The 20578-nt window shown below is 73.8% G+C and carries 11 protein-coding genes; all 11 read left to right on the top strand.

The window, feature by feature from the left end; translation table 11 throughout:
- Window positions 1-173: 173 nt before the first annotated feature.
- Entirely contained in the window at window positions 174-797 is a 624-nt protein-coding gene (gene scpB, locus ACWGR4_RS21770; RefSeq protein ID WP_452131722.1) for an SMC-Scp complex subunit ScpB, read from the top strand.
- On the top strand, window positions 797-1783 hold the full coding sequence (locus ACWGR4_RS21765; protein ID WP_380008482.1) for a pseudouridine synthase: 987 nt from the start codon (window positions 797-799) through the stop codon (window positions 1781-1783). The genes scpB and ACWGR4_RS21765 overlap by 1 nt, the downstream gene beginning before the upstream one ends.
- A 376-nt stretch (window positions 1784-2159) precedes the next feature.
- On the top strand, window positions 2160-4502 hold the full coding sequence (locus ACWGR4_RS21760; RefSeq protein WP_452131718.1) for a VWA domain-containing protein: 2343 nt from the start codon (window positions 2160-2162) through the stop codon (window positions 4500-4502).
- Window positions 4503-4563: 61 nt separating this feature from the next.
- Entirely contained in the window at window positions 4564-8688 is a 4125-nt protein-coding gene (locus tag ACWGR4_RS21755; protein ID WP_452131717.1) for a tubulin-like doman-containing protein, read from the top strand.
- Entirely contained in the window at window positions 8685-11201 is a 2517-nt protein-coding gene (locus ACWGR4_RS21750) for a hypothetical protein (protein WP_452131716.1), read from the top strand. The genes ACWGR4_RS21755 and ACWGR4_RS21750 overlap by 4 nt, the downstream gene beginning before the upstream one ends.
- Window positions 11198-12277, top strand: coding sequence for a protein kinase domain-containing protein (locus tag ACWGR4_RS21745; protein WP_452131715.1), 1080 nt, complete (start codon window positions 11198-11200; stop codon window positions 12275-12277). Before ACWGR4_RS21750 ends, ACWGR4_RS21745 begins: the two co-directional genes overlap by 4 nt.
- A gap of 67 nt (window positions 12278-12344) precedes the next feature.
- Window positions 12345-14537 carry a TRAFAC clade GTPase domain-containing protein gene (locus ACWGR4_RS21740; RefSeq protein ID WP_452131714.1) on the top strand — a complete coding sequence of 731 codons (2193 nt, stop codon included), beginning with the start codon at window positions 12345-12347 and terminating at the stop codon, window positions 14535-14537.
- 1 nt (window position 14538) lies between these two features.
- Window positions 14539-16656: a hypothetical protein gene (locus ACWGR4_RS21735; protein ID WP_452131713.1), complete on the top strand. Its 2118-nt coding sequence runs from the start codon at window positions 14539-14541 to the stop codon at window positions 16654-16656.
- Window positions 16657-16658: 2 nt separating this feature from the next.
- Window positions 16659-18815 carry a hypothetical protein gene (locus ACWGR4_RS21730; RefSeq protein WP_452131712.1) on the top strand — a complete coding sequence of 719 codons (2157 nt, stop codon included), beginning with the start codon at window positions 16659-16661 and terminating at the stop codon, window positions 18813-18815.
- 135 nt (window positions 18816-18950) lie between these two features.
- Window positions 18951-19361, top strand: a complete 411-nt coding sequence (locus ACWGR4_RS21725) for a YciI family protein (protein ID WP_380008459.1) — start codon at window positions 18951-18953, stop codon at window positions 19359-19361.
- Between the two features lie 13 nt (window positions 19362-19374).
- On the top strand, window positions 19375-20514 hold the full coding sequence (locus ACWGR4_RS21720) for an RNA polymerase sigma factor (protein ID WP_452131721.1): 1140 nt from the start codon (window positions 19375-19377) through the stop codon (window positions 20512-20514).
- Window positions 20515-20578 lie beyond the last annotated feature (64 nt).

Raw genomic sequence — 20578 nt, 5'->3', positions numbered from 1 at the left:
TCGACTCCGGGGTCGAATCCGCCGTGGGACCCGAGGCCGCCCCCGAGCACGATCCGCCGCCGGCGCCCGTCGAGGCCGCGGTGCCCGCTCCCCGGGCTGCGCGGGCCAAGACCCCGCCTCCCACCCTCCCGGTGTCCGACAGTCCGCTCGCGGCGGCCCTGGAGGCCGTCCTGATGGTGGTCCAGGAGCCGGTGTCCGAACACCTGCTCGCCGAGGTGCTGGAACACCCCCTGCGCGAGGTGGCCGCCACGCTGCGCACGCTGGCCCTGGAGTACACCACCCAGGGGCGCGGCTTCGACCTGCGCGAGGTGGCCGGCGGCTGGCGCTTCTACAGCCGTCCCGAGCACGCCGCCGCGGTCGAGCGCTTCGTCCTGGACGGGCAGCAGTCCCGGCTCACCCAGGCCGCCCTGGAGACGCTGGCCGTGGTCGCCTACCGCCAGCCGGTCAGCCGCGGCCGGATCGCCGCGGTGCGCGGGGTCAACTGCGACGGGGTGATGCGCACGCTGCTGGCGCGCGGGCTGGTCGAGGAGTACGGGGTCGAGTACGAGACCCAGGCCACGCTGTACCGCACCACCGAATACTTTCTGGAGCGGATGGGCCTGCGTTCGCTGGACGAGTTGCCGGAATTGGCCCCCTTCCTGCCCGAGATCGAGGCCCTGGAGGCCGAGGGCGGGGCCAGTCCGGAGCTGCTGCCGACCCGCGCGGCGTACCCGCTTGCGCGGAGCGGGGATACTGGGAGGGATACCGGGGCGGTGCACACCGATCCCGACGACGGCGAGACGACTACGGAAGATTGATGGCACCCACCAACAGGCAAGGCTCCGGCGGCAACGACCGAGGCAAGGAACGCTCGGTGAACAAGCGCGGGGGCACCGGGCGCGGCAGCAACACTCCGCAGCCCCGGCGGGTCGCCGACGACAACCGTCGCGGCGGCGCGGGTGGGCAGCCGAAGTCGGGCGCCGCGGGCGGCAAGGACCGCCGCCCCTCGGCGAGCACGGGTCGCCCCGACCGCCGGCCCACCACGATGCGCAACACCGAGCGCAACGAGCGGGAGAAGCAGGAGGGCGTGCGGCTGCAGAAGGTGATGGCCGACGCGGGCATCGGCAGCCGCCGGCACTGCGAGAACCTGATCGACGCGGGCCGGGTCCAGGTCAACGACGAGCGGGTCACCGAGCAGGGCATGCGGGTCGACCCGGACACGGTGGAGATCAAGGTCGACGGGATGCGCATCCCCACCCGCCCCGCCGAGACCTACATCGCGTTCAACAAGCCGACCGGCGTGGTCTCCACCATGTACGACCCGGACGGCCGGTTCACCCTCGCCGACTACATCACCGAGTTCGAGCAGCGCCTGTTCCACGTCGGTCGGCTGGACACCGAGACCGAGGGCCTGATCCTGCTCACCAACCACGGCGAGCTGTCCAACCGGCTCACCCACCCCCGCTACGAGGTGCGCAAGACCTACCTCGCCTCGATCCAGGGCCCGATCCCGCGCGACCTGGGCAAGCGGCTCAAGGACGGGGTCGAACTGGAGGACGGCGTCGCGCGCGCCGACAGCTTCCGGATCGTGGACAGCGTCGGCAACAACTACCTCGTCGAGGTGGTCCTGCACGAGGGCCGCAAGCACATCGTCCGGCGCATGCTGGCCGAACTGGGCTTCCCCGTCGAGCGCCTGGTGCGCACGCAGTTCGGCCCGATCCAGCTCGGCGACCAAAAGCCCGGCCGCACCCGCCGGTTGTCCAACGACGAGATCGGGCTGTTGTTCCGCCAGGTCGACCTCTAGGCCCTGGCCGGCGCCATCGGCACGGGCAGCCAACTGCCCTGACGGCCGCGGCAGTTCCACTTCCGGGTGGAACCGCTGCGGCCGTTGTTCGTATCTGGCCGATTCGGTTCCGCCGGACGGTGGGATGGTGCATCGTGGAAGCCCGCACGGGGGGTAGTGGCCGATAACGGTTCGGAACCGGGCGTGTTCCAGTGATCGCGAACGGTGCCCGCGACCCCCCGCACAGCTGCTAGAACGTTGCCGAACACCCGAGGTGTGCCCCGCGCACGGCGGGGCCGACAGCAGGGGGGACGCCACAGTGGTGCTGCCTGTCCGCCGGGGAGCGCCGCGGCCGGCGCCCTCCACACGGCGTTCACGACGGTCGGCCGGAGCGATCGTGCTCGGCGCGCTCGTACTCGCGCTCCTGCCCGGCGCCGCCCGCGCCGCCGACCCGCCGGGGGGAGATCCCAACCTCAAGGTCGCGCCGATCTCCTATGTGGTCCTGGTCGACGAGTCCGGCAGTCTCAAGGGCTCCGATCTGGACCGGGAGAAGGACGCCGCCGGCCTCGCCGCGATCGGCGAACTCTCGCCCGAATCCCGGGTCGGCATGGTCGGCTTCGGCAGCGGCGCCGGATTCAAGCCCGCGGTGGACGTGGTCTGTCCGATGATCCCGGTGTCCGACCCGGCCGCGGCCGGGTGCGCCGGCAAACTGCGCCCGCGCACCGACCAGGAGGGCAACAACACCGACATCCCGGCCGCGATCAAGCAGGGCGTGAGCATGCTCCGCTCCGCGCCGGCCGGGCAGCCCAAGGTCTTGTTCATCACCACCGACGGCGCGATGTCCGTGCAGCCGAACGAGGGCTACGGCGCCGACGCCGCGCGGATCCCGGGCGAGTTGGACAAGGCGCTGACCAGTGCGCTGGCCGAGGCCAAGGCGGCGGGCGTACAGATCTGGCCACTGGGTTTCGGCGCCGGGATCGACACCGCGCAGCTGAACCGGATCGCGAGCGGCGGGGCGCCATCCTTCTGCTCGGCCCGCCCCGAGGACGCGCCGAAGGCGTCGGTGATCAAGGATTCGGGCGAGGTCGTCCAGACGCTGCGCAAGGCGTTCGGCAGCGCGCGCTGCGCCGGGGTGACCCAGACCGCCTCGACCGACGTCAACGGCGAGGCCGACCTGGAGGTGACGATCCCCGCGATCGCCACCGACGTGGTCATCCAGGTACAGAAGGCCAACCCGGACATCGACGCCACCTTCTTCGACCCCGACGGCAAGCAGGTCGACGCCGCGCCGGGCACCGAGCGGCGCGGACAGGGTTCGCGGACCGAGACGCTGCGGGTGTCCGACCCGATCGCCGGCAAGTGGCGGATCCACCTCAAGGCGCGCGCCGGCGCATCCGGGCCGGTCAGCGCGGCGGCGTTGTGGCAGGGCGTGGTCAAGTCCTACGTGCAGCTCAACCCGCCGCAGCCGAGCGTGGGCGAATCGGTCCGGTTCAGCGTCTTCCTCCAGACCCGGGAGAAGAACCTCACCGATCCCGCCGCGCTCAAGGGCGTCACGGTGGCCGGGCACGTCGAGGGGGCCGGCCTCAAGGCCGACATCCAGCTCAAGGCCGGTGACAAGGGCGAGTTCTACAGCGACTACCGCATCCCCGGCGGCACCGCGGGCGATGTGCGCTTCACCGGCACCATCACCGCGCCCGGCGTGACCGGCGCCCAGGAGGTCAAGACGGTCACCCTGGGCCAGGGCCCGGCGGCCGTGGGCGTCGAACTCAAATGGGGCGACACCACCATCGAACCCGGCGGCAGCGTCGCCGGCACCGTGCAGTGGAAGGTCACCGACGGCAAGCCGCACACCCTGCGGGTGGTCGCCGACTTCCCGCCGAACGTCGGCATGCGGATCACCGGCGGCGAGCAGCGGGTGAGCGCCGGCTCCGACGCGTTCGGCTTCAAGCTGACCTTCGGCGACAACATCGCCAAGGGCGACCACACCGGCCGGGTCCGGGTGGTGGACACCAGTGACGGCGACAAGGTCCTCGCCGACACCACCCGCACCATCACGGTCGAGCCGCCGCCGGGCTTTTGGGACCGGTACCTGTGGCTGGTGATCGGGGCCGTCGTGCTGATCGCGCTGCTGCTCGGCCTGTTCGGCTACCTCGCCAAGCGGCGCGGGCGGGCCCGGCGGATCGGGCCGATCGTGTTGCGCCTGTACCGCGACGGGCAGCAGATCGGGGTGGAGACCCGGCCGCTGGACGAGCGCGCCGAGGCGATGTGGTTCAAGCTCGACACCACCGCCTTCCCGCCGCAGTTGATCCCGCTGTACCAGCACGAACCCGGAACCGCGTGGACCGTGCGGCGGACCGCCGCGACCGGCACCCTGGACGTGGAGACCCCGCTCGGTACACGTCTGCAGTTGGACATGGGCCGCCCCACCGAGATCGAACCCGGACTGGCGCTCGGCTTCGCCGACGAGCGGGTGCAGGCCGGGCCGGCCGACGGGGCGGGCGGTGCCGCCGATCCGTACGGCGGCGGCGGGGGTTCCGCCGACCCCTACGGCGGCTACGGCGCGGCCGCGCCCACGGCCGCGCCGCCGCGACCGTACGGCGGCGAGGGGACCTACGGCGCGGAACGGCCGTACAACCCCTACAGCCCGTACGGTTCGGGACCGGCCGCGGAGCCCGGCTCGGGTCCCGGGGCGAACCCGGGCCCCGACGACACCACGTTCGGCTACGGACCACCGCGTTAGTCCCCGGCGCGGGGTCGAAGGCACCTGAACTCGCACGTCACGCACTTTTCGAGGAGGGCCCGTGGCAGCGCAAGGCCGCAGGGGCATGTCCATCCACCAGTCCATGCTGTTCGTGGGCCTGGGCGGTACCGGATGTCTGATCGGAGCCGAACTCGAGCGACGGCTGCGCGAGGAGTTGTGCGGCGCGGACGGCACGGGGCTGATGCAGCGGCTCGGTGGCCAACTCGCCCCGTACCAACTGCCCAACTGCATCCAGTTCGTCTACGCCGACCTGAACGAGAACGAGTTGCAGCGGCAGCGGTTGCGCGCCGCGCCGCCCGCGCACCGGGCCGCCGCCGACCGCAACGCGCACCTGACCACCCAGCTCGTGCCGCCGCTGAACACCTATCCGGAAGTGGCCCGTTCGCTGCGGATCAACGCGGCGGAGGAGACCATCCCCTGGCTGCCCGCCCGCGAGGGCGAGCCCCGGGTGACCCCGCTGCGGCGCGGCGCCGGGCAGTTGCCCACCGTCGGGCGCGCCGCCCTGTTCGAGACCTTCCGGCACGGACTCGCGCCCGCCATGGACCCGCTGCGCCGTGCGGTCGGATTGATCAGCAACGGCAACGACCACCTGATGGCGCTCAGCGGCAGCCAGAACAACCGCAACACCTGCGACGTGTTCGTCGCCTTCTCCATCGCCGGCGGCACCGGGTGCGGGATCTTCTACGACTACCTGCACCTGATCGGCGAGGCGTTCTCGCAAGGCTACGACGGGATCAAGATCTACCCGCTGGTGCTGATGCCGTCCGCGTTCGACGAGGAGCGCGGGGGCGGGCGGCCCGCCGTGCTCAACGCCGGACGTGCGCTGCTCGACCTGTTCCAGCTGGTCGACGACCAGAACGGGCAGTACGCGCAGGAGGAGTTGGACACCGGCCTGGGCGCGCCGGCGGGCAACCTCGCGGTGCGCTACCCCGGTCTGGAGTCGACCCGGCTCAAGGCCGGCACCGTGCAGACCGGCTTCCTGTTCAGCCGCACCAGCGGCATCGAGCGCGAGGACCTGCACCGCTCGGTGGTCTCGCTGGTGATGTCCCTGATCGGGACCGGACTCAACGCCGGCGGGCCGGAGTTGGAGAACGCGGTCGTCCAGGGCGACCTGTACCAGTCGTTCGCGGACAGCTTCATCAACGAGGGTGTGCGACGCGAGGTGCCCGCACCCAGCGGGATCGGCGCCTGCGGGGTCTCCACCAGCCTGGTCGCGTCGATGACCGTGCCGGTGGACGAACTCGCCGACATCGTGGCCGGTCGGCTGCTCGCCCAGGCGGTGCGCGATCTGACCTCGGACGTGCGGGTGTCCGCCGAGGCCAACCTGGAGCAGATCAAGTCGTTCATGTCGGTGTCGGGCCTGAGCGAACTGTGGTTGTGCGCACCGCCGCACGTCGCCGACCCCGCGCCGGCCAAGGGCGCCGCGGGCATCATGCAGGCGCTCAACGCCCGAACCCGGGCGATGGAACAGGCGTTGCGTCAACAGGAGGCGCAACTGCGCACGCATACCGCGCAGTTGGCCGAGGAGTTCAACCACGCTCGCGGAATCCGCCAACTCCTGGCCGACGGTGACCTGTTCCGGGCCCGGCGAGTGCTCTTCGGCGACCGGCGGCTCTACCACGACGCCGACCGGCCCGGGGTCGCCGGTCTGCTCGCGCACTGCAGCACCGAGCCCACCCCGCCGGCCGGGGTCAACGTCAACGCGCCGCACATACCCGCCATCAAGGACCGCGCCGGCGGGGTGGTCAAGGCCAAGTGGGGCGACCCCGAGGTGCAGCGTGCGCTGGCCACGCAGCAGCGCTGGTTCGAGTGGCGTTCGCGGCGCAACTGGCATGCCCAGTGGGGCGCCCAGGCCGAGGTATGGGACCGCAAGATGGTCTACCTGCGGCATGTCGTGGACGGTCTCGCCCAGGCGTTCAACGACCACCGCGACACCGAGGAGGCCAACTTCTCCCGGGCCACCCGCGAGTTGTACCGGCAGCGCTCCGGCGTGTCCTACCTGCTGCCGCCGCAGGGCAACCTGGAGTCGTTCTACCGCCAGGTGTTGCGCCGCTTCGTGGACCGCGAACGGCTGCCCGAGACGTCCGGCGCCGCGCAGATCGTCGGCAAGCTCCTCGGCGCGGGCATCTGGCAACGCGCCTACGAGATGGGCGAGGAGCGCGAGGGCGGCCCGGCCGCGGTCACCTACGTGCGCGACCAGATCAAGCAGCAGGTCAAGACCCTGTTCGTACAGGCCGGCGAGCTGAACGCACAGCCGCTGCTGCCGCCGGTGCGCGACCTGCTCACCCGCGCCGCCACCAAGCGCGGCGCCTCGGTGGGCGAGGAGGACCTGGAACAGTTCGTGCAAAAGCTCGCGGGCATGTTGCCCAACGGCTTCTCGCCCGAGGGCAGCGGCGAGCTCAAGGTGCTGATCGCGCACCCGGGCACCGCGCACGATGCGGACGTGCGGCAATACCTGGAACGGATGCTCAACATTCCCAACGAGCCGTCCCGCAAGATCGAGTTCCGCGCGGTCGAGCAGGAGTCGATCGTGGTGGTGCTCTTCCGCAGCGCGATGAGCCTGACCGAGGTGCCCGAGGTGCGCCAGGTGCTCGCGCAGTGGTCGCGCTCGCTGGACCGGCAGGATCCGGTCGACTTCCTCAAGTGGCGGCAGCGGCTCGGCTTCACCTACGACTGGCTGGCCACCACCGAGGGCCATCGGGCCTACATCCTGCACCGGCTGTTGTGCGCGATGTGGAACGGCCAGGTCGAGGTGGCGCGCGGGGACCGGTCCTCGCCCGAGGTGGTCGACATCCGGCTGCCGCACGGGTCGACGGTGATGAAGCTGCCGCTGCGCCCGTTCGACCGGGCCTCCTCGTGGGGCAGCCTGCTGCGCGCCTACGAGGAGTGGACACTGACCGACGACGCTTCGGTGCGGCGGGAGTTCGCCAAACAGCTGATGCTCACCTACCCCGAGGGGCTGGGCTCGCGCGTGCGCGAACCGGCGCCGCTGTACCGGCACTTCGTGCACGAGGTGGCCCCGCGCCAAGTGCGCACGCTGCAGGAGCTGCGCGATCGGCTGCCCGAGCGCAGCCGGGGCTGGGCGGAGGAGCTGCTGCGGCTGTGGGAGGTCACCCTGCCCGCCGCGCTCGACCTGTCGTTCTCGCACCAGGGCGCCAACCGGGACTCGTTGCGCGAGCTGGAGTATCGGGACGAGGAGGACGGGGGCTACCCGGGCGCGGGGTACGACGACGCGCGCGGGGACGGGTGGGATCGCGCGGCGGACGAGCGCGGCCGGGAGCGGGACCGCCGGCGGGACGAGCGCGACGACGCGTGGGACCGGGAGGCGGACGAGCGGGCTCGGGCGCGGGAACGCGACCGGGACCGGGACCGGGACGAGCGTGGTGCGGAGTGGGAGCGGCGCGGGCCCGAGCGGGTGCGGGACGAGCGGGATTCGTGGGACGAGCGGAATGCGCGGGATGTACGGGAGGGGCGCGGTCTTCGGGATCGGCGGGACCGGCGGGACGGGCCCGATGCGCGGGACGTGCGTGATGCGCCGGAGGTGCGGGGTCTTCGCGGAGAGCGCGATCCGCGCGAAGTTCGGGACGTGCGCGAGGTGCGGGACGAGCGGGACCGGGTGCGCGAGGACCGGGAGCGGGAGCACGAAGTCCGGGACCGGGAGCGGCGCGAGGCGCGTCGGCCCCGGGAGGATCGTGCGGACCCGCGGGAGCAGGAGCGCGAGTGGCGGCCCGTTCGGGAGCCGGATGGCCCGGTGTTCGAGAAGGAGGACCGGGAGCGACGGGACGTACCGGAGCCGCGCGGCCGGGACGCGTGGCGCGACGCGGACCCGCCCGAGACGACCCGACCGAGCCTGGACAAGCCGGCGCCGCGGCGCGACGACCGGGACGACCGCGATGCCCCGGAGCGCCGCGGGCGGACCGGGCGGGACGACCCCTACGACCCGTATCCGCCGGCGCTGCCGCGCGCGGATCGGGACGCGCGCGGAGCCCGGGACGCGTACGACCCGCACGCCGCGCGGGATCCGTACGACCCGCACGACCGGCCCGGCCCGGGCGAGCCGGATCCGGACGACGGCACGATCCGCCTCGACGGCCTGGACCGCACCCGGCGGCTCGACCCGCCCGAGGACCACGACGAGCGCGAACTGCCCGGGGGTGGCTGGTGACCGACACCGCCGTTCCGGGCGCGGGCGTCCCGCGCCCGCTGGTGATCGTGGTCGACCTGCGCACCGAGTACGACACGGTGATGGCGGCCCGGACCTTCGCCGACGTGCAGACCGCCTACGCCCGCACCCGGGTGCCCGCAGGGACCCGCAACGTGGACGCCGACCGGGTGCTCGTGCTCGACTCCGTCGACGAGTTGGTGGCGCACCGGCACGCGTACGAGCGGATCTTCGCCGGCATGTACAGCAAGGTCGTGTGCGTCGCGGTCGGCGCGCCCGTGGACGGCTCGATCGTGCTGCGCCGGCCCGGCCAGCTCGCCGGCAGCGACGCGGCCACGCTGTGGGTCGGCGACGTCCGGGGCACCGAGTGGGCGCCGGGGCGGGCACCCGGCGTGGTGCTCACCCCCGACGACGCGGACGCGCTCGCGCCGCTGGTCGACGTGCTGAGCCAGCCCGAGGTGTTCGACCAGGTGCTCGCCGGGGTGACCGAGATGCCCCGCTCGATCGCCGCCCCCGGGATGAACGTGTTCGTGCACCGGATCCGGGACGACGCGGTACGGCGGGCCCGGATCCGCGCCGTGCAGCGGCTGGCCGGCGCCGAGGGTGGGGTCGACGAACCCTGGCCGGAGCCGTTGGCGGCGCTGGCCGACGAGCAGGGCGCCGGGTTGGCCACGACCACCGGCGGGGTGCGCGAGTGTGTGCGGCCGGACGGGGCGCTCGGGGTGCGATGGGCGCATGCCGAGCAGGGGTTCAAGCGGGCCCAGCAGCGGCTGACCGTGCTGGCCGCGCCGGTCGCGCTCTACGGCTCGGCCGGGCGCGGCGGGCGCTCGATCGACGGTGAGATCGCCGACGCGGCGACCGTGCTGCGCGACTACCGGGACCTGGTCCGGCAGACCGTGGGCCGGGGCGCGGCAGGCTTCGACGCGGACGGGCGGGCCTGGCTGGACCAGGTCGGCGTGGTGATCCCGGAGCCGCCCGGGCTCGGCGCGAACTCGGTGGCCGCGGCCCTGTACACCCGTACCGCCGCCGCATTCGACCGTCCCGAGGGGCTGCGCGGGCTGGCCGAACGGCTGCGCGAACTCGCCGACCGGATCACCCCCGGGGCGGGCGCCGCCCGGGCCCACGAGGTGGACCAGAGCTGCTCGGACGGCTTTTTGACCCGCTACCTGCGCCCGGCCGCGTTCCCGCTCGGCCCCGGCCATGTCGGCATCGTCGGCGGCCTGCTGCTCGGCGCGTTCCTGACCGCCCTGTGGCCCGCCTTCGGCGTGGTCGGCGGGGGGCTCGCGGTGGTGCTCGCGCTGCTCGGGTCGATCCTGATCACCGCCCGGCGCCCGGACCGCGAGGGCCGGGCCGTGCTGCCGCCCGAGGCGCTGCCGATGATCGTGGTCACCGGCCTGGTCGCGCTTGTCGGCGCGGTCTGCGGGGTGCTCGCGGGGCGGGCCTGGGATCCGCCGACCGGCGTCGGGCCCCTGGCCCTGGTGCTCGGCCTGGGTGTACTGCTCGTGCTGCCCGGCCTGGACTGGCGGTTGCGGGTGCGGCACTGGGAGCGCGTGCTCGGCCTGGGCGCGGCCACCCGCGCGCTGCACGGGCTGCACGCGCTGCTCGTGCGCACGGTGTGGAACGACTGGGCGCTGGCCGGTCCGCGCCGCGAGGCGGTGGACCGGGCCACCGTGCTGGCCGCGTTGCTGGAGGAGAGCGCCACGCTTTTGACCGACGATGCGGCCGCGCTGGAGCGGCAGTTCACCGGCGAGCCGGCCGGACCGGATCCGGCCGCGCAGAACTTCGGCACCGGCGGCCACCCGACCCCGGGCTTCCTCGGCGCGCCGCCGTATCCCGGCGCGGAGTCGTTCGGCACGGGCGGCCATTCGGCCCCCGGCCGGCCGGCGCCGCCGTCGGGCCCGCCGCCGGGCGCGGCCGGGGCGAGCCTGTACGACACCGTGCTCGGCGACCTCGTGGACGCGCTGCATGCCGCGTTCGAGCCGCTGTGGTCGCTCCTGGAGCGCGACCCGGCGGAGGCCTCCCGGCGCGGCGCGGCGCCCGAACTGCGGCCCGTGCTGCGCGCGTACACCGACCACCTCGCGCACAACGGGGTACAGGCCGCGCCGCCGTTCGGCCGGCAGGGCCAGGACCGCCCGCACGTCGGCGAGGCGGTCGGCGGCGACGCAGACCGCATCGCCGAACTGCTCGGGCAGCCCGCGGCGCACTCGATGTTGCAACTGTGCGCGAGCGACCAGTTGGTCCTGCTCGACCACGCGCCGACGCACACCGTCAGTGTGCGCTTCGCCCCGCGCGGGGTGCGCCCCGCCGTGCGCGAGGCGCTGCGCGAGCGCCGCGCCGGGCACACGATCGAGCACGAACTGGTGTGGACCGGCGGCGGCCGGATGGCCGGTGTGCTGCGCCTGCTGCCGCTGCTGCCCGGCTCGGTGGACGACGCGCGGATCTGGGAGGAGAGCGCCGGCGGCGCCGACCGACCCGGTGCGGGTGACGACCGGTACGACGGCGGATGGGCGCCGTGAGCGGGGGCACGGGGCAGGCGGGCGAGCCGTCGGGCGAGGGCAAGCTCGGCTACACCGACCCCGAGGGCTATTCGGTGGAGCGCCGGGTCGAGTTCGGCCCGGACCGCCCGGCCCCACCCGGGCAGCCGTTCCGGATCCGCGACGTGCGCGACGTGGAGGACGGCAGCGTCTTCGTGCAAAAGCGGCTCGGGCGGCTGGACCCGCGGCGCCGGGTGGGCGCCGAGGCGAGCCTGGAGACCGAGATCCGGGTGCTGCTGCGCCTGGTGCGCACCTTCGGCGGCGCCGGGTATCCGCGCGAGCTGGTCCGGGTGGCCGGGCACGACTTCGACGGGGTCGAGCCGTTCCTGCTCCTGGAGGCGAGCCCCTGCCCGCCCGCCGAGGACGTGGTGGGCAAACTCCTCAGCGAGGAGCAGGACGCGTTCCGCCGGGCGATCTTCCGTACCGTGCGCTACCTCGAGTCGGCCGGCGTCGTGCACGGCGACCTGACCCCGAGCAGCGTGCGCTGGCAGCGCGAGCAACGCCGGCTCCAAGTGGTCGACTTCGGGCACGCGGCGCTGGCCGGCGAGCCGCGCAGCAGCCTGGGCACCGCCATGTGGGCCGCGCCGGGGCCGCTGCGCGGGCCCGGGCCGGCCGATCCGCGTGACGACGTCTGGTCGGCCGCGCAGGTCGCCTACCACGTCACCACCGGACGCCCGATCCGCCAGGGCCGCGTCCCGGTCGGCGTGGAGACCCAGGGCCTGCTGCTCGACCTGTTCCAGGGCGTGTTCGAGGCGGAGGCGGTGCGCCGCCCGGGCGCCGCCGAACTGCTGCGCCGACTCGGCGAACCGGACCCGTACGTGGCGGGCCACGCCCAGTACGACCCGCTCGCCGAGGGGCGGCGCGGCTACGAGGCGGCGATGGAGCGCAAACGGCAGCGCATGCCGCTGCCCGGGCAACCGCAGCCGGCGCACCGGGCGGGAACCCGGGACCGACCGCCGCCCGTGCTGCCGCCCAGGCCCCCGGAGCCACCGGGCAGGCCCGGCGAGCCGCCGAGGACCGGTCGGTTTCGGCTCTTCGGGAAGGACCGGATGGGGTGAACGTGACGGGCCGGGTCGGACCGGGCGCATCGGATGAGTCGAACGCGACGGCAGGTGAGGTCGGCTGATGTTGCATCAGATCGTGTACCGCTGGGACCCGGACGGGCTGCTCGGGCGCCGCGGCATCGTTCCGGTCGCCACCTCGCTGGGCCGCGACGAGGTGTTCGGTTGGCACACCCGCACCGGGCTGGCCGAGGCGGTCACCATGGACTACGGCGACCCCGCGTGCCCGGCGTCCAGCGTGTGTCTGCTCGACACCCCGCTCGGAGTGGCGCTGATCCGCCGGGAGTTCTCCGCCGACGCGCGCCGCCAGCGGCTGAACAACTCCGCCCACGTGCTGGTCGGCCCCCGGGACTCGATCGCGCCGTTCGACGCACTCGCGTGGGGCTCGCTGGAGCGGCGCGCGCCCGGGGCACTGGACCTGGACCGGGTCCAGCCGGGCTACGGCCTCAAACCGCTGCCCGACGAGCGCCTGGCCGCGGCCTTCGAGGTCGCCGCCGGCGACCTGCACGAGCAGTCCCAACGACTGGCCGACCCGCTCGAAGTGCTCGTCGCCGCCGTGCTGCGCCGCCCCCGGGCCCGGCTGGCCCTGCTGCCGGCCGGCGCCGAGGACGCCACCGTGCTGCTGTGGGGCCTGCAACACCTGCTCACCGCGCTGCTCCCGGGACCGTGGACGTTCTCCACCTTCGAGGTCGACGACGCGCTCGACGACCCCAACGGGGCGCCGCGCTTCATCGCGCTGCCCCGGGTGCCGTCCGGTCCGCCCGGGCCGCGCGTGCGGGTCGATCTGACCGGCCACGGCGAGCCGTTCGACCCGCACCGCGAACTGGCCCGGCGGATCGTCCGGCACTACGTGGGCTCCGGCTGGGCGGGCTTCCACCGGCTGCTCAACGTCCCCACCGAGGTGCACACGCTGCCCGAGGCGGACCGGGTGAACGCGATCCGGCAGCGGCTGGACGCGCTCGGCACCCGTCAGGAGGCCCGGACCACCCGACCGCGCGAGGAGTCGGCGATGGGCCAGGCGCCCGGGCCGGTCGGCGCCCCGCCCGGGACCACCGGCCCGTCCGCCGGCCGGACCGAACCGCGCGACACCCGCGAGCCCACGCGCGGGGCGAGCGAGACGATCACCGTCGTCACCCCGTCCCCCGGCGCCCCGGCGGCCGATCCCACCGACTCGAATCGACCCGTGGTGCGCTGCCCCTTCTGCCTGGACCTGGTCCGCTGGAACGAGAACGACCTCTACGAGCGCGACGCGCGGCTGCGCTACGCACGGGTCGACCTGAGCACGGTCACCGACCCGGTCAAGCGGCACGACCGCATGATCACCACCTTCATGCGCTGCCCCAACCCCACGGGCGACGAGGAGCGCGAGCACTTCCTGCCGACCAACTACATGATCCACGAACCGCCGCTGGTGGTCGGGCTGATCGGCGACGGCCTCTCCGGCAAGACCCACCTGCTGGCCGCGATGATCGCCGAGATCGACGCCGGCGGGCTGCGCCAATACGGGGTGACACACGTGCCGGTGGACGCCGGCCACCATCAGGAATACCTGCGGGACCGGGTCGACCTGTTGCAGCGCGGACAGATGCTCGCGACCACGGTCAACCACCAGGGAAACCTCGTGCAGTTCGCCGACGCGCTGCTGCTGCGCGCCGGCGGGCGGACCCGGCCGATCGCCTTCTTCGACGTCAGTGGCGAGGACCTGGCCCGAGGCGGCCGGGAGATGCAATTCCTGGCCGCCGCCGACGCGTTCGTGTTCGTGGTGGACCCGGTGGTCGCGGTCGACCTGCCGGAGCTGCGCCGGCTGACCCGCGACGGCGAGGACACCGCGGGCCTGCGCCGGGGCGACCGCACCTTCGCCGCCGTGATGGACCGGCTGCCGCGTACGGCCGCGCTGCTCGACCAACCGGTCGCCGTCGCGGTCACCAAGTCCGACCTGATCCGTTTCGAGCCGCCCGTGGACGCCTGGTTGGGCTCGCAGCCGCCCCGACCCGGGGTGGTGGACCCGGCCCGCACGGACGCGGAGAGCCGCGACGTGTACTCGTTCCTGTACGCGCACGACGCCGGCGCCTGGCTCAGCCCGTTCGAGGAATTCCGGCGCTGCACCATGCACTTCGTTTCGGCGACCGGCGCGCGTGAGCGGGACGGGCACTTCCCCGGCGGCATCCGCCCGCGCCGGGTTCTGGAACCGGTGGTGTCCATCCTCGCGATGTGCGGCATGCTCGATCAGGCCGACATCGAGCGGGTGGGGGTGTGAGATGGCATCGGACGGGGTGGGCGCCACAGAGGATCGACTGGACGAGATCGTCTATCGCTGGAGCTACGAACACCTCCTGGGCGGTCGCGGTATGGGTCCGGTCGCCACGTCGCTGGGTCTGAACGAACTCCGGGACTGGCACGGCGGCTTGGAGCAGCACGTCTCGATGGACCGCTCGCTGCCGGAGACCCCCGCCTGGAGCTTTTGCCGGGTACGCCTGGAGAACCGGCACGCCCTGGTGTTGCGCGAGGCCGCGGTCCACGCCGGCAACCGACCGGGAACCAACGCGCACGTCCTGGTGGACCCCGAACTCAGCGTCGCGGCCCACACGATGCTGGCCACCGCCTGGCTGCACGAGGAGCGCGGCGGCGGGCTCACCGGGTCCAGGACCCCGCTCGCCGAGGTGCCCGAGAACGTACCGCTGCGCGGCACCACGATCCGCCCGGAGGCGTTCGACCCGGTCATCCAGGGGCAACTGCGCGAGCGGGCCCGGGCCCGGCCGGAACTCCTCGAGGTCGTGCTCGCGGCCGTACTGCGCGACCATCGCCGCACCTTCACCCTGCACCAGAACGACGTCGGCGCGGACATGGTGCCGCTGTTGTGGGGCGTGTTCGACCTGGCGCAGCCGATCGCGCCCGGGATGTGGACCTTCTCCACCTACGAGACCAGCGACGCGGCGCTGAAGCCGCGCTTCGTCCTGGTCCCGCGCTGGCCGAACGCGCCGGAGCCGGCCAACCGGCTGCGGATCGACCCGCGTGCCGAACCGCAGCCGGGGCAGGACGTGTTCCGCGACGCCGCCGGGCTGCTGGTGCAGCTGTACTGCACGCGTCCGTGGGCCGAGGTGGATGGGCTGCTGGCCCGGATCGAGACGGCGATCGGCGCCGACGGGGCGTCGTATGGGGAGGTCGCCGATCTGGTGCTGGCGCTCGAATCGGACGCGACCAGGCTGACACCGGCGGTCGCCGCCGCGCCGCGCGAGAGCCGGGCGCCGCAGCCGCCCCGGGCCGCGCAGCCGCCGCGGGCACCGCAGGCAACGCGGGCACCGCAGGCACCGCCCGAGCCGCCCGTGCCGCCCGTGCCGCCTGGGCCTCAGGCCGACGCCGAGCGGTGGGAGAACGGCTACACGGAGACCTGGATCAACGGGAGCGAGGACGACGAGCCGGACTCCGCGGGCGAGCCCGGTGGCCCTACCGAGCAGGATCGGTACGGCAGGGGCGCCGCGTCGGGGTACGCGCGGCCGGGCCAATCGCCGCCCGGGCCCGGGCAGCCGGGTTCGGCGCCGCCGGGGTTCGGGCGATCCGGGCAGGCCGACGCGTGGCGGGTGGGCGACGGGGCGAACCGGGCCGGGCCGATGCCGGCGTACCGTCCGACGGTGGGCGGCGACGCAGCGGTGCCGCCCCGCCCGGATCGGCTCGCCCCTGCGCCGGGCGCGTCCCCCCGCCCCGAGTCCGGCTCGGGCGGCCGTCCGGTGTTGCCCTCCGACGGCCCGACGGGCCGACTCGCGCGCGGCACGTGGGACCAGGGGGAGTGGGAACGCCTGGGCGCCTCCCGCAACGGCTACACCGTGCTGGGGGTGGCCGACGGGCTGCTGGCCCGGAGCAACGGACACGAGACGAACGAGTTCCGCGACGTACTCACCCGGGTCGACTCCGCTTCGCTCGCGGTTGCGCTGCTGCTCGCCCGGCCGCCGCTGCTGGCCCCGGTGGTGTACCGGCTGGATCGGCTCCTGCATCCCGCCTACGGCGACGGCGGCCGGCCGGAGCGGCACACCAGGCAGACCTACGCGACAGTGCTCGGCCGGCTGCACGAGGACATCAACACCCTCGACACCTGCGGCGCCCCGAGGGAGACGCTGTGTCGGGTGGTGGAGATGCTGGCCCGGCTCACCGTGGCCGAGGTCAAGCGGCCCAGATTCGGCGCCGATGTGCTGTCCACGCTGGCCGTCGACGTCGCGGGCACGGTCTGGGCCCTTCGGACGTCTTTGCGGGTGTGGGCGGATTATCAGAACGTGCTCGTGGACGTGCTGTGTTCCTCCCGCCATCGCGAGCCGTTTCTGCTCGAGATGGGGCGACTGACCGTGGAGAGCTTCCAGACCATGCCGCACAGGACGGGACCGTAGCCATGACGGCACGCACGGCACGCACGGCGCAGCCGGGAGGGAACCAGCCGCCGACCGGGGCCGAGGCGGACGGGTTCCGCCAGATCGTCTACCGACGCCAGGACGACAGCCTGCTCGGCGGGCGCGGCCTGGGGCCGATCGCCTCCTCCGTGTCCCGGGACGAACTGTTGGGCTGGCACGACGAGTTGCGCGAGCATGTGGCGGTCGACGCGGAGGACCGGGGGGCGCCGGTGACCAGCGTGGCGCTGGTGCACACCGGTCGCGGCGCGGCGGTGGTCCGGCGCGAGTACGTGGTCGACGGGAACAACGCCCGCGTGTTGCTCGACCCCGGCCGCGATCTGGGCCCGCATGCCGCGCTCGTGCTCACCCAGGAGGCCGTGTGGGCGGGGGAGCCGGCCCTGGAGGACATCCCGCGCGGCTACGGACTCGCGCCGCTGGCCCCGGACTTCGTGGCCGCCGCGCTGGATGGGCACGCCGAGCGGCTGCGCGGCCGGGCACGCGAGCAGGCCTACCTGTTGGAGGTCGCGGTCGCCGCCGTGCTGCGGCATCCGGGCCGGTTCTTCTCGTTCCGGCAGGCGGACGTGGGGATCGATCCGGTGCCGATGTTGTGGGGGTTGTCCGACCTGCTCCTGTGGCTGGTGCCGGTGTCCTTCACGTTCTCCACCTTCGAGACGCTGGACCACTCGGGCAAGCCGAGGTTCGTGGTGCTGCCGCGCCGGCCGCGCGACGCGCAGCCGTGGGCGGGCCGCTACCGGTTGGTGGTGGGGGAGGAGCCCAAGGCCGGTTCGGACGTGCACGCGCACGCGGCGGCGCTGCTGGTGAGCCGGTACACCGACACCGATTGGCCGGGGATCCACCGGCTTCTGGAGGGCATGCGCGACCTGCGGCCGCTGCCGCACGAGCGGGCCGAGGAGCGGTCGCGGGAGATCTGCGCCCGGTTGGGACGGCGCGGCTCGGGCGCTGGGTCCGGGTCGGGTGCGGGGTCGGGTGCGGGGTCGAGTGCGTCGGTGGGCGCGCCGATGCCGCCCGCGCGTGCGCCGTTGTTCGAGCCCGCGCCGGTGTCGGTGCCCGCGCCGACGCGCGCCGCCGCCGCGCCCGCGCCGGTTCGGGATAGGGGGCCGGCGATCGAGAAGGCGCTGGTGCCCGCGGCGGAGCGGGTACGGCAGGGCGGCGTGGCGGCGCGGGGCGAGCGGGAGCCCCGGGTGGTGACCGTGTCCACGGCCGAGGAGGAGCCGGCGTTCCCCTACCCGGCGGAGCCGTCGGCTCCCCGGGCCGCGCCGACCGTGTCGCCGCCCCGGTCGTCGTTGCCGTACTCGGCTCCGGCCGCCGCGAGCGCGGAGCCCGCGGATGTGACCTGGTACGCGGACGACGGTGCGGTGTTCGAGGAGATCGAGGACGCTTTCACCGGGCCGTGGCCGGGCTTCGAGGAGGAGCGCGGCGAACTGCCGATACCCGCGCTGCCGCACACCGACGACGACCTCGACGCGGACCCGGACGCCGAGCCGCGCGCCGAGCCGGGCGCGGTCGGTGGACCCGAGAGCCCGCCGACCCCGGGCGCGCCGCCGACCAGCGCCGGGAACGCGCCGTGGAGCGTGTGGGCCGAATTCGGCATTCCGGACACCGAGGTGAACAAGATACGGCGCGCGGTCAAGCGCCTTCCGGACAAGCCGACGTTGCGCGAACGGGCGCTCGGCGGCGGCGCGGCCAAGACCGAGATCGCCACGATCGACAACATCGTCACCCTCGCAGTCGCGTTGCGGTTGGCCGACCTGCGGGTGTTGCCGGTGATCGCGGACCGGTTGACCACGCGCCTGGAACAGCGCCGCCGCCAGCTCGCCCCCGAGGCGTGGAATCCGGATGACATGCGGGCGATGCGGGAAACGGTGCTGGACGCAGAACAGTTCGGGGACCGTCTGGAGGCGGCCGGCGCGGGCGAGAAGCGCACCCGCAAGCTGCTCGAACAGCTTCTCGTGGTGGTGCTGGCCCCCAAGACCGACACGAAGGGGGTGCTGCGCCAGATCGCGATCTGCGTACTCTCCGACCGCCGGGACCGGTCCCCGAACCCGCTGATCGAGGAAATCCTCCTCAACAGCCAATGGGGCGAAGACTTCCGCACCGAACTCGGCCGCCGCTGGTCCGAACAGAACCCACCCCGCTGAAGCCTCCCGGCGAGGGGGCGGGGCGCCGGGTTCGGAAAAAGATTCTTCGGTCGGTGGTGTCGAGATCGTGTGGCCGGCTTCGTCCCCGGGGTGAGCGCGACCACAATGGGCGCACCGGTATCGAGGAGAACGATCATGGCCAAGTACCTGCTGCTCAAGCACTACCGCGGCGCTCCGGCCTCGGTCAACGACGTGCCGATGGACCGTTGGACGCCGGAGGAGATCTCCGCGCACGTGGGATACATGAACGACTTCGCGGACCGGCTGAAGGAGACCGGCGAGTTCGTCGACAGCCAGGCGCTGACCCCGCAGGGGGCGTGGGTCCGGTACGACGGCGAGGGGCGTCCGCCGGTCACCGACGGCCCGTTCGCCGAGACCAAGGACCTGATCGCCGGTTGGATGATCATCGACGTCGACACCTACGAGCGCGCCGTCGAGCTGGCCGGGGAACTGTCGGCCGCCCCCGGCGCGGGCGGCAAGCCGATCCACGAATGGCTGGAGGTGCGCCCGTTCATGAGCGCCTCGCAGCACACCATCGCGGAGTGACGTGACCACCGGCATGAACGAGGCACTGCTTCGCGGCCTCACGCCGAGCGTGCTCGGGATCCTCGTCCGCCGCGGAGCCGACTTCGCGGCGGCCGAGGACGCCGTACAGGACGCGCTGGTCGAGGCGATCCGGGTCTGGCCGACCGACCCGCCGCGGGACCCGAAGGGCTGGTTGGTCACCGCGGCCTGGCGCAAGTTCCTCGACGCGACCCGCGCGGACGCGGCCCGACGTCGGCGTGAGGACCTCGTCGACGATGAGCCGGAGCCGGGACCCACGCCCGCGGCGGACGACACGCTCCGGCTCTACTTCCTGTGCGCCCACCCGTCGCTGACCCCGTCCTCGGCCGTGGCGCTCACGCTGCGCGCCGTCGGCGGGCTGACCACGCGCCAGATCGCCCGGGCCTACCTGGTGCCCGAGGCGACCATGGCGCAGCGCATCAGCCGGGCCAAGCGCACGGTCTCCGGCGTGCGGTTCGACCGGCCCGGCGACGTGGCCACCGTGTTGCGGGTGTTGTACCTGGTCTTCAACGAGGGGTACTCCGGGGACGTGGACCTGGCCGCCGAGGCCATCCGGCTCACCCGGCAGCTCGCCGCCGCGATCGACCACCCGGAGGTCGCGGGCCTGCTCGCGCTGATGCTGCTCCACCACGCGCGCCGCGCCGCGCGGACCGCGCCGGACGGTGGCCTGGTGCCGCTCGCCGAGCAGGACCGGGGCCGGTGGGACACCCGGATGATCGCCGAGGGCGTGACGATTTTGCAGGCGGCGCTGGCCCGTGACCGGCTGGGCGAGTTCCAGGCGCAGGCCGCGATCGCGGCGCTGCACGCCGACGCGCCGACCGCCGAGGAGACCGACTGGGTGCAGATCGTCGAGTGGTACGACGAGCTGGTGCGCCTGACCGACAACCCCGTCGTCCGGCTCAACCGCGCGGTGGCCGTGGGCGAGGCCGACGGACCGCGTGCGGGACTGGCGATACTCGCGACGCTGGACGACTCGCTGCCGCGCTACACGGCGGTGGCGGCGTACCTCCACGAACGCGCCGGCGACCCGACGACGGCGGCCCGCCTGTACGCCGAGGCGGCCCACCAGGCCGGCAACCTCGCCGAACGCGACCACCTGACCCGCCAGGCCGCGCGTCTCCACGCGCGTCGCTGACCGCGGAGCGGGCGCGGGTCCTCATGCGCCGGACGGGCTGGGTGTCCCGCTCGCCTGCGCCCGA

This window comes from Embleya sp. NPDC055664, from assembly GCF_053618075.1.
Note: the sequence above shows the minus strand (reverse complement) of the source record. Positions and strands in the feature narration are given on the sequence as shown.

Coding starts and splice junctions, on each gene's coding strand:
- ACWGR4_RS21720 (WP_452131721.1), top strand. CDS start 19,375: ATGAACGAGGCACTGCTTCGCGGCCTCACGCCGAGCGTGCTCGGGATC.
- ACWGR4_RS21740 (WP_452131714.1), top strand. CDS start 12,345: ATGTTGCATCAGATCGTGTACCGCTGGGACCCGGACGGGCTGCTCGGG.
- scpB (WP_452131722.1), top strand. CDS start 174: ATGGTGGTCCAGGAGCCGGTGTCCGAACACCTGCTCGCCGAGGTGCTG.
- ACWGR4_RS21730 (WP_452131712.1), top strand. CDS start 16,659: ATGACGGCACGCACGGCACGCACGGCGCAGCCGGGAGGGAACCAGCCG.
- ACWGR4_RS21725 (WP_380008459.1), top strand. CDS start 18,951: ATGGCCAAGTACCTGCTGCTCAAGCACTACCGCGGCGCTCCGGCCTCG.
- ACWGR4_RS21735 (WP_452131713.1), top strand. CDS start 14,539: ATGGCATCGGACGGGGTGGGCGCCACAGAGGATCGACTGGACGAGATC.
- ACWGR4_RS21765 (WP_380008482.1), top strand. CDS start 797: ATGGCACCCACCAACAGGCAAGGCTCCGGCGGCAACGACCGAGGCAAG.